We start from the raw sequence: 14,718 nt of genomic DNA on the forward strand, positions 1-14,718 counted from the left end.
CGTGAAATGATTCAAGTCCCACTGGACTTTATTGAGCGCCTCGCAGACGCACTTTGCTACGCCGCCTGACAGTATCCAATGGCCAAAGTCGAGCTTAGTGTACCCCACCCGCGCAAGTGGGCGGACGTTTTTGGAAAGATTTCTTGGAGTATTATCGGGACACCGAGGCCACAAAGACGTTCCTGTCCAGACTGGTCGGGGAATACAACGTCCCAGAGGTAACTCATACTGACCAACTCCAAAGTTACGGAGCTGAGATCAGAGAAATTCCGAGTCTGATCGATGTTGACCATCAGCAGGTGATCTTGACGGCCCGCTGCAACAATCTCGTCGAGCAGCGGGCGGGCGTCCATCCGGGCGTCCGTTCTGCCCAAGACAATCGCACCGAAGTACACGGCGTCAGGAGCGACAACAACAAGAATTCAAACGGAGGAAACGAGCGCAAGAATTCCCCAATCTGCACGTCAAAATCAGCGGGCAAGCGTCCTCATGGGCGCTGTTCTGCCCAAGACAGCAACCTTCACCATCACACTCGCACCAGCGTCTCTGCCACGAACAGAAGACAAAATCAGTAAAATGCGTTCCGGACGTGGTCAACCGTCGCGGCAGGGGCGGTCTGAATTTTAGACTGCCCCTGCCCTCAGTCTGTCGTAACGCCAGTTAAGGCAACACAACCCTTGGCTGAGCGTGCTCAGCCTGCCATGCTTGTGACGGACAACGGGCCAGAGTTCATCAGCAGAGCGTTGGGGCAATGGGCATACGAACGCGGAATTACGCAACACTTCAATCGTCCTGGGAAACCCGTCGAGAACGCCTACATCGAGAGTTTCAATGGCCGGGTTCGGCACGAGTGCCTGAATCTCCATTGGTTTCAGACCCTACCTCAAGCTCGTCTGGTTGTGACAGCTTGGCATCGAGATTACAACGAGATGCGCCCGCATAGCTCGCTCAATAACCGTTCACCGAATATATTAGCCCGCCTGAGCCAGGCGGGCTGAGATAGGATTTGGAGTGTAACTGGACTGGATTGGCGGCGGGGGAACCTCACCTGCGAAAGCGGCGTTATCAAATGCGTTGCTCCGTTTGGGTGACGCTGGAAGTCCCGCGGTCCATGCTGGTGGTGGGCACGAAGAGGTCCGTGAGGGTAAGTTCGCGCAGCATCAGGGCCTCGGTGGCGCGCTCGGTAAAGCGTGCGCGATACCACGCCAGGCAGCCCATCATGAGAAGGAGAGTCAGGAGCATAGCCTGTGAACGCAGGAGTGGCCCTATGAAAGGCAAGAAGACAGCAGGGTTCAGTAACCAGGGTAAGGCCACCACCGCCCCGAACAGCGTTGTGACCAGCATCACCGCTGGCCGGATTCGTAGGAAAGTAAAGATAAAACCGGCGTTGGTCGCCAACGTCCAGTAGGACGAGGTATTGACATACACCGGGAGCACCGGAAGATTTGGGTGAAGCACAAAAATGACGTTGTGGGCCAAGGCGACCAGTAAGACTAGGCCGACAGCAACGCGCCCTACCATATCGCTGTAGCCGCCCAGCAGGTTCCATAGGGCGCTGGTCATCAGCAGCGAGGCCACCACCGGAAAGCCGTAGACAACGTAAGGGTCTTGAACCGCCTGACGCAGATGAATCTGCGCGGCGTAGGCTGCGCTCATGCCACACAAGGGAACCAGCGAGGTCCAGATGTAGATCCAGCGTTTGTCTTCTATCGAGCGCTTTTCCTCGCCGGTGAGTTGAAGCAAGTGGATATCGGAGTTGTGGCGGGGCATCTGAATCCATTGTACAAAGAAAAAGCGGCCACTGGCAAAACCAAATACCCTCTCTGTCTTGACCATACCGCGCAGCCAAGCACCTCCCGGATCTGTGGTGAAACGGCGGAGTGTGTTTGACCACGGTGCTCGCCTTCGCCAGTCGCCGAACCAGCAGGGAAGAAGGTCGCTGCCTTGGATTCCGCTTGGAGCGTGACTGCTCAGAGCGTGCTTGAGGTGATATTGCCTGAGGAGCAGGCAATATCAGCTGGAAGTCATCTGTTGCTTGGCCTTCACGGCTCAGACACAGAAAGCGGACTTCTGGCCAAGCGCAGACTACCGCTTGAAACAGTGCTGGGCAGAGGCAGAGGTGGTCGAGTTGATCGACTACGACTGTCAAGCTACTGAAGGACGCAGATGTGTAGAGAAGGTGCTCAAGGTGGGCCAGTAAGGCGGCGGCGTCAAGAAATGGGCGGGCGTCTAAAAAAATGGTCGGGAGACCGTCCTGCATGAGTAGGTCGCAGAACTGGCGGCCCAAGACCGACTTTCCCGCGCCAGTTGGTCCGGAAAGCCAGGCCGCGCCGCCGTCCAACCACCAGGCCAAGAGGGCCTGCAAGGCCATGTGATGCGTCTGGCCAGCGGCGGGGGACAACTGCTCGCGCGACCAGCCGTACTCCAGCAGTTCAGCTTGAACTTGAATGTGCAGAGCCGAACCTTTGTAGCAAACCGCCAGAACCCGTGCCAGAGTGGCCGCGTCGGGTACGGGCGCACTTGGCAGCGTCCAAGCCTGTTCAGCCAGAGCATGGGCCATCTGCGCCGGATGGGTTCTGGCCAGCAATAGAAGCTCTCGTTGCTGATGTGCCGCTAGCCGCTCCCGCTGGCGTTCTATCCAGTCTATAAGCTCGGCAGATACGCCCTGACAACGCACGTCCTCCAAAAACAGGCCACTGAAGTCGGCGGCGTCGAGTCCCTTGCAGCTCAGGAGGTGAAGAGCGTCGCACTCGATTTCGGTGGACCATACACCGCCCTGTTGATTAATAATGATGCCACTTTTCTTCAACATGCAGCGGGTTACCCGCAGATTATTCTCGGCATTGTCCACTTCGGGCCAGAAGAGTTTTATCAGCGCACTCTGGGAGGTCGGGCCTTCCAAGGCCAGATAGGTCAGGAGCAGGAGCGGCTTGGCCTGAGTACACGTTCCCAAAGCCAAAGTTCCCAGCGTCTGGAGCACTTGGGTTGGTGTGTCATGGTGAGGGCACTTCAGTAAATGAGTCATAAGGAGTGGCGCTAGGCTCAGTTACCTTAAGACGATTCACAGTTCGCTCTCATGGCCATGTGGCCACGAACTCAAGGAGGCTGATGGGGGGGGATTGTCCAGACCCGCCCAGCGCTGTACAGGGTGTAGCTGTAAATGCGACTCGAGCCGAAACCTAGACAAGCCAAACAGCCGTTTGTATATGGATGCAGGTCTGATCAATTTTGGCTTCTCGGACAGTACAAAAAACTCCGTCCCTTTGCGCTCCAAGAAAGATTTTTACTGCTGTAAGCTCGGTGTCTCCCATAGAAAACGCGGTTCTGTCTGCGCTGTTCTGTCCTGGGCCGCTTGGAACTTGCCGATTTAAGGTGTTAAATCACACCCTGTGAGTCTCAGTGATATAAAACTGCAATAAGGTCAATTCAACCCGAGGCGCGCTCAACATAAGGGAGGTGAATACTGAAGACCGTTTGGGCAGGCTGGTTCTCGGTTGCTGCTTCTCGGGCGTAAGTTAAAGTGCCGCCGTGGCGCTCAACGATTCGCCGCGTCAGATAAAGTCCAATCCCTGTTCCCGATCCCGCAGTGGTTTGCCGGAACCGCTGGAAAAGCCGTGATTCCTGCTCTAGAGCGACACCGGAACCCCGGTCGCGCACCTCGACGACTGCCAGCGGCCCCTCACGGCGCAGGCGCACGCAGATAATGGATTCGGGAGGGCTGAATTTGACAGCATTGTCGAGTAGGTTTTGGAAAGCCCGGCGCAGATCGTAGCGGTGGCCCCGTGTGCTCAGGCCATCCAACGTCAGCTCGAAATGCAGAGCGCGTGTGCTGGCGCGGGGCGAGAGGTCGCTCAGGACACTTCGGAGAACTGGTTCAAGATCCACGACGGCGCTCTCATCACCAGCTGGGCCCCCGCTTTCATATTCGGCCAGCAGCATCAGTTGGTCCGAGATGGCCAGCAGTCCCTGGTGTGCTTCAAGCGAGCTGCGCAGCGACTCCTGAAACTCGTCCGGCAGTGGCCCGAACGCGCCGTGCAGGGCGGCCTGCGCGTTCAGGATGCTGGCCGTGATCGGTGTGCGGAGGTCATGCGAAAACGCGTACACCAAGTCGCGTAGTAGTTCACGCTGCTGATGAACCTCTTGGAGCAGCGCAGCGCGTTCTATTTGCATCTGGAGCACGCGCACGGCGTCCTCGATAAATCCCAGCGGTGCACTTGGCCGCTTCAGAGCAACCAGTGCCTCGCTCTGACCAGGATGGCGCAACTTCACGAGGACTTCGCTCTTTCCCTTCATCCAGACCACTGGCTCGGCGCTGGGGGAAGCGTGGCCGTGGGAAAGCACGCGCTGAAACCGGTGGGATCCGCCTGCACCCCACCCTCTGGTTCTGAGACCTCGGCGGCGTTCGGCTGGGCGTGCAGTGTCCAGGCCGCGTATCAGTTCGTTCACACTGTCCACCCGCTGCACGGTGAACTGCACGGCACCCGAAAGCTGAGCCAGCACCTCAGCCGCCCGCTCCAGCACCTGCTGGCTGGTCAGCGAGTTCATGCCTGCTTGCCCAGCGGGTGGCTCCTGCGTTCGTGCTGGCGCTTCTGACAGCCCTTTTGCAGCGGCAAGTGCGGCAACGCGGCGCACCGATAGGCAGCCGGCCACGCCTGTCAGCAGGATCAGGAGGGAGAGTCCCAAGTAGGTCAGGATGAGATCTGGATCAGCGCCCCGCTGCATCACGGTGTGGGTCCCAATCAGCACGTTGGCAAACACGCCTATGCAGGTGAGGCGGGCGGTGAGATTCTCCTGTAAGGCGAGCGCTGACAGACCGACAATGAGCGCAAGGCCGAAACCAGACGCAGCCGTGGGAATGAACAGACCCAGCCCAGTCAAGAGGGCACACATCATCAGACCGATGCGCCACACCACGGTCGGATCCGGCTGTAAAACGCGCTCCAGCACCTCGGCAGAAGAAGTGGTTTCTGCCATGCTCAGATCAACCCGGCCCGGAACGCCTTGACGGCAGCCTGGGTACGGTCTGTGGCTTGAAGTTTACTCAAGATGTCCTGAATAAGCTGCTTAACCAGCCCCACACTGATGCCCAGGATCTGCGCAATCTCCTTGTTGCTTAGGCCATCGGCGACCAGCCGCAGCGCCGACGTTTCGCGTACCGAAAGTGGCGAAAGATCTGCGCCGCTGTCCACTGAGCGCAGCAAATGAGCCGCACTCTGCGGATCGAAAAAGACGCCGCCTGTTGCCGCCGAAAGCACGCCCTGGTAGATCATTTCCGGTGAGGCCGACTTCAGGCAGTAGGCAACGGCACCTGAGGCCAGCGCCGCGCAGACCTGATCGCGCCGGTTGGAGGCAGTCAGCATCATGACGCGTGCGTCAGGCTGAATACGGCCCACCTCAGTGGCGGCCTGAATGCCGTCGATGCCCGGCAGATTGATGTCCATGAGCACCACATTCACCGCCGAGTGGGCTAGTTGTGCGAGCGCCTCCTCGCCGGTGCGGGCCTCACAGACCACCTGAAAGCCCGGCTGAGCGCTCAGCAGCGCACGCAAACTGATGCGGGTCAGATCGTGGTCTTCGACAATCTGAATTCGAATAGGCGCGGAAGGAAGGGAAACAGAAGAGATCACGGGCCATTCTCTCTGATCGCGGCGGCTGTATGGCCTTTCATACTGCCTTGCCGGGACGTGGCCGCCTTACAAGCGCTGCCCTGACATATCCAGAAAGCAATCCCGAACGGCAGACAGCACACCTCCAGCCAAATCTCCGCTGGCATCCAGGCGGCCAGTCGCCGTTCGCTTTGCCCGAGAACTGGGAGGCATGACGGGCACCCACACCCCTATTGACGAAAGTGGTGAACCGCATTTCTGAAATCATTTGCCCTCAACAATCCTGAAGTCGGTAGCGACGCACAGTTTCATGCTCGCACAATATCCATTTCTGGAGACTAGACAGTTTTAGGCAGCGAAATCATGGCCAGATGGCCACAGAAACGTCAAGCTTCACTGCATATGTTTTACCGGGGGGTTTGCTCAGTTAGTTGTTGCCACGACTTAAGGGACGGACAGTCCTCAGTTGTCAGGCAGCGATTTTATACGTTCTGAACAGTGTCCGGCTGTTTAATGCCCTTCAGCTAGACTCCGCTCCAGAAGTAAAACTCTCAGAGTCAAGAAGGAACTATATGAAAACTGCGGAAAAAACAGAAGAGACCCCCACAAAAACCTACACCCCGCCTGCTGTGCAGGACCTTGGTAAGTGGACAGCCGTGACATTACAGAACTCCATTCCAGTGATCCCCGTTGGCCCAGGAACAGGCAACTTCTTGAGTGACGCTTTCAAAAACTGGTAATCAAACGCTTAAACCCATCAAGTTGTCACAGGAGAGGAAAACCATGAAAACACAACATCTCAGCGCTTTTGGCTTGGCCATCAGCATCGCTTTGCTCACGGCCTGTCAGAGCAAAGTGGCCGTACCTCCCACTTCATCGACGCCGGTGAGCGTCACCAAACCCAGACCCGTCAACAGTGCCGCGAGTCTGATGCGCTTGGACTTTCAGAAGCTGAACAGCGACAAGCCGGAAGTAACCGCGCAAATGGTAGGCAGAGGTGTTGGTGCCCAGAGTTTGACCAACGTTCCCGCCGCGCTGAGCGCCAAAGTGCTCTCGGCGAACACCTTCACTTACGGCACCAAGCGCCACGTGCGAACCACCATCGAATTCACTTACAACGGCACGGCGCAAGTCAACGGCCCCGTGATTTTGCCGGTGGACACGGCGTCGTCCGATGCGGCCAAGGACACCATCGGGAGCTCGCCATTCATCAACGTGCTCTACTTCGACCGCTCCGACGCCAGGCAAAAGGTGCTGGATGGAAAGCTGCAATTGGTGCGTGGTAAGAAGTACGATACGGCATCACAGACCGCCGCCGATGATCTGGACGCCACGCCGTATACCGCTCAGGATCTCGCTGGCTTCACGCCTCCGACGTTCGACGGCGTCAGCAGTATCACGCCCTACAACAACACAGGTTATCAGATCACGGGCCTGCCGAACAACAAGCTGAAGCAGGGTGATAAGTTCACCGCCGTCGTCGGCCTCGATGTCAACGATGTCAGCACCCCAGCCAACGATCCTTTTTACGCCAGCATCTTTTACCTGCTGACCGAAGGTGCGCCCACGCTTCAGGAGTCCCAGGGCATTGACCGCACCATTGGCGTGACTGGGGATTTGTCAAGCCTCAGTCTGAAAACCACTGACGCGGGCGGCGGTGACATCAAGATTCAGAACAAGACCAGCACACCCATCACAGTCACCATTCCCGCGCCGCCAACCATGCCCGGCCAACTGAAACTGAACGTCGGCTCGGCGCTCGACTCTTACAGCCAGACGATTCCTGCCAACCAGACTGCCACCGTTCCTTACGTGGCCGAATGCCCTGTCGACGAGGGAACCTACACCCAGGCCTTTGACATCAAGATTGGCAGCGAAGTCAAGAAATCCAGCGTTACGGTGGAGTGTGCCACCGACGACGTAGCAGAAAATGACCCGCTGGACACCACCAAGGTACTGAAACCCGAAGACGAGACGCAACTGCTCAGTTACGATGAGCAGGCCAACACTGCCAGGTTCGCGCCGGGATCAAGCTTTGCCGCTGGGTTGATGGCAGGCGACGTGGTGGTTTCTGATCCTATCCCCAACATCGCCCCTGAAGGTCTGGCCTTCAAGATCGAGACCATCTCTGCTGACAAGACCAACATCACCTTCACGGACGCCGATCTGGGTGAACTGTTCCAAGAAGCGAATGTGGACAACGAGTTGAATCCCACCTTCAACGACATTGATCTCAAATCCTCCACCTTCATGCCTGGCATTACTGCTATGGCGGGAGAAGGCGACACGCTGCTCAATCTCAGCTTCGATCAGGTGCTGATCGGCGACAAGACCAAGAAAGACCCCAACAATTACCTGATTGCCAACGGCAAACTCGTTGTGAACAAACCGAAGCTGGTCTTCAAGGCCCAATTGAACGTGCCCGGCGTAACGAGTGTGAACATCAATGAAATCCTCACGATAAGCGCTAAGAATGGTGGACTGAGTGCCATGTCAGAGGGGCAGCTCCGTTCGATGGGTTGGTTCAGTAGTTTCGTCAGTAAAGCTAAAGAAGGTATCTCCTCTGTCACGCAGTTCGCGACCAATACAGCCAACCAGGTCGCCTCTTTAGGCACTGGCGCGTATCAGGCCGTCAGCAACCTCACCCAAGGAGTGTCCTTCAACTCCGAGCTGTACGGCGAATTTACGGAACAGGCCAGTCTGAAGATCGAGGGCAAAGCCGACTCCAAGCTCACCAAGAAGATTCCGATCGGCAACGTGAAGTTCAAACCCATTACGCTGACACTGGGTTTTATTCCTGTCACGGTCACGCATGAACTGAACTTGTATATCGATATCAATGGTCAAGTGACCGGCGAGGTGAAGTACAACGTCGAACAGTCGTTCACTTACAAAGCCGGCATCAAGTACGACAGCAAGCTCAGCCCGAAAGTCCAGAAGATCAATGAAGTCACGCCGACCTTTACTCAGGAGTTCCAACTTTACGGCAATTTCGATCTGGACGCCAAAGCGGTGGCTGAGTATGAAGCCAAACTGTTCGGTACTTTCGGAGCCTTCGCCAACGCCAAGATCGGTCCGACGATCAGCGCCCGCACCCAAGGTGACCAACTGCAACTGAACGGCAAAATCTGTGCCAGCGGTGACGCTGGAACCCGCGAATTCGAGTTCAAGGTGCCTGTGATCAATACCACTCTCAAGCTGGACGGCACCAATCTAAACCTCTTCGGCAACTGCTTTGTGGAGGTCAGTAAAAGCGTCAAGCTGCCACTGGTTGCCAAACTTGAATACCCGGTAGACAGGACGCCCACGGCCACCAGCGGCATCACCTTCGACACGGTACCAGAGATCGACTACGGCCCGGCCATCCCCTTTAAGCTAACGGTGGTCAGCGCCGACCCCAATACCACCTACTCTTACCAGTGGGCACTCGACGGCGCTGCGCTTGCCACTGGCGCTGCCGACCACACCGTGAACCTGCCCGCCACCGAAATCGGCAAGGAGCACACTCTGACAGCGGTAGTCAGTGTCGGGAGTGACCCTAACATCACCTTGCAAAAAGCGACCAAGAAAATCACCTTTAAGCTCAAGAACAGTGCGCCCAAAGTGAATTTCACAAGCACAGATACTGTGCAAAGTGATCCGGGTCAGGACACGAACTTCACGGTAAATGTTTCCGATAACAATGAGCAGATCGACTGCACTCAGGTGCGCTGGTCTTCCAATGCTGGTGGCTATGAACTCGTCAGTCAGGGCGGAACCAACGGTGCCTGCACCGCCACGCTGAAGTTCTCCCAGAGTGGCAGCGCCAACGTCTTCGCTCAGGTCACGGACACCTTGAACGCCACCACGACTGCGCAGCAGGTTGTGAACATCGCAAGCCCCTAAACTCAACCTCACTCCATAGGGCAAGAAGGGCAGGGTTACCACCTGTCCTCTTCGTCCATTTCAGGTTCACTGTGAAAAAAATTATGCTTGCCCTACTGCTGAGTCCCCTCGTCTCCTGCGCCTCTCAATCCCCTAAACCCATTTCCGACCCAGTACTCCCTGACTCAGCACCGGCCTCAGCTCCCGTAGTGACCGATCAAGTCACCCGGCGTCAGGTGAATTTTGCGTATCTCAGCGACCAGAGAATCACTCAGGCCTTCTCCGGCGAGTGGAAGGTGGTGAAAACTCCGGTCTGGGTGCAGTACACCAGGGGCAGCGGCGACGTCTTCGATCTGAGTCTGCGGGCAGTGCGCGGCAACGCCGACTTCCAAGCCCTCACGCAGCCCAGTTTGACCGGCGAGATCGTTATCGCCTGGAAGTCCAAGGAAAACGGCCAGTCAGGGCAAACCAGCTGGCCGGTCAGCCTGAATATGTACCAGGTGAGCGGCACCACCGCCCCACATCAGACCAGCGGGCCGGACGCCAGATCAGAAACCTGGACGCCGCCCGCCGCTCAGAGCAGCACCCAAGACTACATCGTTACCTACAAAACGCGGGCCGCCAGGGACACGGGCGTGTTGGCCTACACACGACAAGCACTCCGCGCGGCGCCGTCAGTACTCAGTATTCAGGTCAGCGCTGCTCCGCCCGCCGATCCGCTCGGTGCCAGAAGCGCCATGGTCCATGGGCTGAGCCAGGCTGATGTGGGGGCAACCCGGCGAGATCCAGATGTGCTGAGCGTTGAACCGAACGCCGAACTCCATCTTCAGTCCAATGAAATGTCTCCCCTACAAGCTCCCCTTGAGCCGTCAGACCAGTATTATCCCAATCAGTGGGCCATGCGCCTGCTCGGGTATCCCGCCGTATGGCGCGATATGGCCACCACGCCGTACCAGCATCCGGTGGTGGTCGCGGTGCTGGATACCGGCGTCCGCTATGATCACCCAGATTTAGCAGGTGTGTTGCTGAGAGGCGTAGACGGGGCCATCGACCTGATTCCGCGCGAAAAAAGCGATGATGACAACGGCGTCGACAGTGACCCGACTGACCCCTCGTTCCTAGGCCGGACGATGGGCAGCCACGGTACACACGTTGCGGGGATTATCGCCGCCCGCTGGGGAACTTTCACGCCGCCCTGCGCCGGATGCAGCAGCAGCGGCGTGGTAGGGGCCAGCTACACCGCGCCTGTGAAGATTCTGCCGATTCGCATTATCGACGCCACCGGCACCACCACCATCGCTGAAACCGTCAACGGTATTCGTTACGCGGCGGGCCTGCCCATTACAGTAGGCGGCAGCACTTTCACCAACTCTACGCCCGCCCAGATTCTGAACCTGAGCCTAGGGAGCCTCATGAGCGCTGAAACCGCCGCGCCGCTGTGTGACGCCATCGCGGAAGTTCGCAAGAAGGGTGTGCTGGCGTTCGTGGCTGCTGGAAACTTCGGTACCAGCACCGTGAACTACCCCGCCGGGTGCCCGGACGCCGTGGCGGTGGCTTCCGTGACCCTTTCCAAATCCGGCGCACCAGAGCACTCCTCATTCAGCAGTGCTTACCCGCAGGTGCAGCTCAGCGCCCCCGGCGGAGCGGGCAGCAGTAGCGCGGCGTTCAACGGTTCACTCCTGAACGGCACTCCCTTCCCGGACGACATCATGTCCACCAACTGGGATTACAGTAAAAATCTTCCCAACTACTCCGGCATGTCAGGCACTTCGCAGGCGACTCCGCAAGTCGCCGCCCTGGCCGCCCTGATGCTCAGTAAAGGCGTGACGACGAACGCTGAAGATACCCTGGCCCGCCTAGACGCGACGGCCACTGACCTGGGCCAGCCTGGCCGCGACAATCAGTTCGGATACGGCATGATCGATCCAGTGGCCGCCCTCGGCGCTCCGGCCATCAGCGCCCACGAGGGCATTCAGGTGTATGCCGATGACGGGCACACATACGGCGCGCTCATGAACGGCAACACCTTCGTATCTTACCTGCCTGAGGGAAGCTACACGCTCGTCTACGGCACCGACACCAACGGCAACTCGACTTACGGCGAGAAAGGAGAGGCTCACACGGCCAAGCGCTTCGTCTTGGGGCTGGAAAACCCAGACGTCAAGTTGGGCTTCCTCAACCACTGACCCGCTAAGATCAGTTTTCTTTCTGCGTACTCGTGTAAAACGCTGCTAAACGACCCAAAGGGGCTATCTATGAGCGATTCAGTAGCAATCTATGGAACTTATCGACGGACGCGGCAGCGCCGCCTCAAGCAGGCTCGGAGTTCAGTGCCTTGTAACGGGCGGCACGGATGAATATGCACTCGCACCTGCCTACCTTGGAGCGGGTGCTGATCCAGCCGGAAACCGCAACTTCGCAGGATCTGCCCGGCGTTCGGGCGGCGAGCTTGGGCGGCGCTCTGCGTTCGCGGCTGCCGGAGGATCATCCGCTGCGCAATACTCTGCGTGCCGACGCCCTGAGCTTAGGCATGCGGCACGCCCAGATCCGCACCGAGGTGAGATCACTGCTGCGCGTCTGGGCCAGCGAGGACATTCACGCTCTCATTTTTAAAGGCTTCGCTCTGGCGGAATTCGACTACGCCTCGTCTGGCGAGCGGCTTTACGGGGACGTGGACATTCTGCTGCCGGATCAACCCAGCGTCATCTGGCGGGCCGCGCACTTGGCGATGGCGCACGGCTGGCGCAGCGACGGCCAGCACGCCGATCCTTCGACTTGGACCCACGAGACCATGCATCTCTACAGTCCAAACGGGCACGTGCGGCTGGATGTCCACCGCTGTGTGATTGGCCTGCGGTCTGGCGTGACTTTGCGACGGGCGCAAGACCTTACCGCTGGACTGCGGGCACGGGCACGGCAGCTGGACTGGGACGGCGTCTCGATCAGCCTTCCCCATCCGCTCGACGCTGCCGTGCTGAATGTGGCGCTGGGACGCAGTTGGGGCGGCGACAGCGGGGGCCTCAAGCCCGCCGACTACCTCGACCTCCAGATTTTGAGTGATCGATACGACCTGAGCATGGTCGACCTCGCAGCGCACGCGGCGAATCTCGGCGCGGCACATACTTGGGCAGCCTTCCTGCGGGTGTGTAATCCTTACACAGGGCAGTTGGTTCTCGGTCCGGCCCGTACCCAGCCCATTATCTTCGCGGGGCTGCGCGGCGACGGCGTTCATCCTCGGTTGGCACATTGGCGCGGGCGGCTGGTCGATTTGCGCCGGGGCTGGCCGCTGCTTCCCGTTTCACTGCTCGATGTCCTGGCAGCACGCGCCGCTACAGTAAAGGGCGCGGATCCGCAGGATCACCTGCGCCGCTGGACCCCGGCAGGCCCGGTTCGGCGCTTACCGTTAGGTACGCTTCAGGACCGGATCATGGTTATTGGCTGGTGGACTACGTTACTCTACCCCCGCCAGAAGCGCCGGGGCGTGTGCGTGCCGCGTGCTTACGCGAGCTACCGCAGCCTGCGCCGCAGCGGCCACCCGGTCCGTTTCGTGAGCGGGGTGGCCACCGGTCCAGGCGGTGTGCATGGCCACGCCTGGATCGAGGACGACCGGGGCCAGATCGAGTGCTACAACGAACCCGAGAACCGTAACCGCTTCCGCGAACTGTTCAGTTTTCCGGCATCGGAATAGGCGATAGCAGTTCGCCGGCCGTGGAAACCACCTCCTTACGGCTCAGCGAGCACGGCGCAAGGAGCGGCAGAAGCCGAGCAATGCCGCGCTGAACCTGTTCGCGGGCTGTGGTGGTGAGAGGCACACCCGTTGTTTCCCAGAGAGCACGCACCCTCTCAGGGGCGCTGAGTTCTTCCCGCCGTACGGATAGCAGCAAGAGCTGAATCAACTGTGTGCGGTGCGGCGCACCGATCTGGATGGGCATTCGCAGCTTGCCGTGCGCATCTCGGTCCCAGGCCCCCGCGCTGGACAGGAGATCAGGCGCGAACTGTTTCAGACTGTCGTCGTAGACCCGCAGGTGGGTGTCGAGGCCTCTGATCTCGCCGCTCGCTGCGTGCCAGAAGGCGCGGTCTTCAGCGATCACCTGTCTTCCGGCGGTGTACAGACGCAACGCCGCCGTACTCTTGCCCGCCCCGCTCACTCCGGTGAGAGCCACTGCCCGCTGCCCAGCGGCAATTACTGACGCATGTAGGGGCAGCCAGCCTCCAGCCCGGTGAAGCTCGGTAAAAATGAGCGCCCACGCTTCGGTCGGCGCACCTTCCGGCACGCAGCACACCTCTGCACCCAGCTGTCCAGATCGTACCCAGAGTTGCTCGCCGAGCCAGAGCTCATCACCTAGCACCCTGACCTCGATCTGCCTTCCTATTAGGAGGAGGAGCCGAGACGGCGCGTTTTTTGGCGCAGCCGGGAGCGTCCCCAGATTCAGAAAGATTTCACGGCGCGGTGATCCCACCTTGGTTTGCCAGAACTCGCGGAGTTCCGCATCCATACTTGGAGGCAAAGCCGAGAGGATTTTCAAGTCGAGACTCTGCCAGATCGAAAAATGAGGTAGGGCACTCAAGTCAAGGATACCAACTGACGGCTCTGGAGAGCTTGAAGCAGGACGCGTAAATCCTGGCCTGCCTGAGCGAGAGTGAGATCGTAATGCGTGGCCAGCAGTTCGGCGAGAGTGTCTTCGGTCTGAGGCAAGGCAGTCCAGATCAGTCGACTTGAGGCGTTCAGGCTAAACATTTCACCGCTGGTGGGATGCATGAGCACCAGTTCATCTTCTAGAGGGGTCACTAAGACTTCAGTATTGGCCTTCCACATGTTCAGAATGTACCTGACTCGCGTTAATTTTGGACGAGAGTGCTCGGGCCTGACGGCCTGACAGATTTTATGAGAAAGCGTCCCCCGTAGAGGACACTTTCTGTTTGTGAAGATCAAAAATGCCACCGGGGACGCTCCCTGACTTCACCAAGCCGTATTCGCCCACCTCCAGAAGGGATTGTGGAACGACATCCGCAATGCCCGTACGCTGTCCTGGACGGTGACTGGCCTGTTGCTCTCCCAGAACAGTTCTCTCTCGGCACGGCTTCCTCACTGAGGGTGACCCAATAGCTTTGCGTGGATGAAGATAAGCCTCGACAATAGGAGGCCCATTATGACGAATCGCCGAATCTATACCGCTGACTTCAAGCGAGACGCCGCGCAGCTTGCCCGAACAAATGGCAATGTCTCCAGTACCGCCCGCGACCTGAG

10 protein-coding genes are annotated in these 14,718 nt (G+C 58.6%); 5 read left to right on the plus strand and 5 right to left on the minus strand.

Features of this window, described 5'->3' with window-relative positions:
* The first annotated feature begins 116 nt into the window (after nucleotides 1–116).
* Both FNU79_RS19550 and FNU79_RS18020 read left to right on the plus strand, forming a co-directional pair.
* A complete protein-coding gene (locus FNU79_RS19550) occupies nucleotides 117–575 on the plus strand; it encodes a DDE-type integrase/transposase/recombinase (RefSeq protein ID WP_404825810.1) in 459 nt (152 codons plus the stop codon).
* Between the two features lie 102 nt (nucleotides 576–677).
* Nucleotides 678–998: an integrase core domain-containing protein gene (locus FNU79_RS18020; protein ID WP_404825813.1), complete on the plus strand. Its 321-nt coding sequence runs from the start codon at nucleotides 678–680 to the stop codon at nucleotides 996–998.
* A 67-nt stretch (nucleotides 999–1,065) separates the two neighbouring features.
* Here FNU79_RS18020 and FNU79_RS18025 read toward each other — a convergent pair whose 3' ends face one another.
* The 3 genes from FNU79_RS18025 to FNU79_RS18035 all read right to left on the minus strand — a co-directional run bounded on the left by FNU79_RS18025 (nucleotide 1,066) and on the right by FNU79_RS18035 (nucleotide 5,627).
* Nucleotides 1,066–1,770 (minus strand): hypothetical protein, encoded by a 705-nt coding sequence (locus FNU79_RS18025; RefSeq protein WP_143722187.1) that lies wholly within the window; start codon nucleotides 1,768–1,770, stop codon nucleotides 1,066–1,068.
* Between the two features lie 1,656 nt (nucleotides 1,771–3,426).
* Nucleotides 3,427–4,974, minus strand: coding sequence for a sensor histidine kinase (locus FNU79_RS18030; protein ID WP_143722188.1), 1,548 nt, complete (start codon nucleotides 4,972–4,974; stop codon nucleotides 3,427–3,429).
* Nucleotides 4,975–4,976: 2 nt separating this feature from the next.
* The gene (locus FNU79_RS18035; RefSeq protein WP_225430167.1) at nucleotides 4,977–5,627 is read right to left on the minus strand and encodes a response regulator; all 651 of its coding nucleotides are present in this window, start codon (nucleotides 5,625–5,627) and stop codon (nucleotides 4,977–4,979) included.
* 762 nt (nucleotides 5,628–6,389) lie between these two features.
* Here FNU79_RS18035 and FNU79_RS18040 point away from each other — a divergent pair.
* From FNU79_RS18040 to FNU79_RS18050, 3 genes are all read left to right on the plus strand, one after another.
* Nucleotides 6,390–9,491 carry a hypothetical protein gene (locus FNU79_RS18040; protein WP_143722189.1) on the plus strand — a complete coding sequence of 1,034 codons (3,102 nt, stop codon included), beginning with the start codon at nucleotides 6,390–6,392 and terminating at the stop codon, nucleotides 9,489–9,491.
* Between the two features lie 188 nt (nucleotides 9,492–9,679).
* Nucleotides 9,680–11,656, plus strand: coding sequence for a S8 family serine peptidase (locus tag FNU79_RS18045; RefSeq protein ID WP_185974804.1), 1,977 nt, complete (start codon nucleotides 9,680–9,682; stop codon nucleotides 11,654–11,656).
* Nucleotides 11,657–11,823: 167 nt separating this feature from the next.
* Nucleotides 11,824–13,158, plus strand: a complete 1,335-nt coding sequence (locus tag FNU79_RS18050; protein ID WP_143722191.1) for a lasso peptide biosynthesis B2 protein — start codon at nucleotides 11,824–11,826, stop codon at nucleotides 13,156–13,158.
* On the opposite strand, the gene FNU79_RS18055 is transcribed toward FNU79_RS18050, so the two are convergent.
* Both FNU79_RS18055 and FNU79_RS18060 read right to left on the minus strand, forming a co-directional pair.
* The gene (locus FNU79_RS18055; protein WP_143722192.1) at nucleotides 13,136–13,966 is read right to left on the minus strand and encodes a phosphoenolpyruvate carboxykinase (ATP); all 831 of its coding nucleotides are present in this window, start codon (nucleotides 13,964–13,966) and stop codon (nucleotides 13,136–13,138) included. The two genes, FNU79_RS18050 and FNU79_RS18055, sit on opposite strands and share 23 nt — an antisense overlap.
* A 68-nt stretch (nucleotides 13,967–14,034) precedes the next feature.
* Complete coding sequence (locus FNU79_RS18060) at nucleotides 14,035–14,286, minus strand: PqqD family protein (protein ID WP_143722193.1); 252 nt, start codon at nucleotides 14,284–14,286, stop codon at nucleotides 14,035–14,037.
* Between the last annotated feature and the right edge of the window lie 432 nt (nucleotides 14,287–14,718).

Source organism: Deinococcus detaillensis (genome assembly GCF_007280555.1).
In the GTDB taxonomy this organism is placed as follows: domain Bacteria; phylum Deinococcota; class Deinococci; order Deinococcales; family Deinococcaceae; genus Deinococcus; species Deinococcus detaillensis.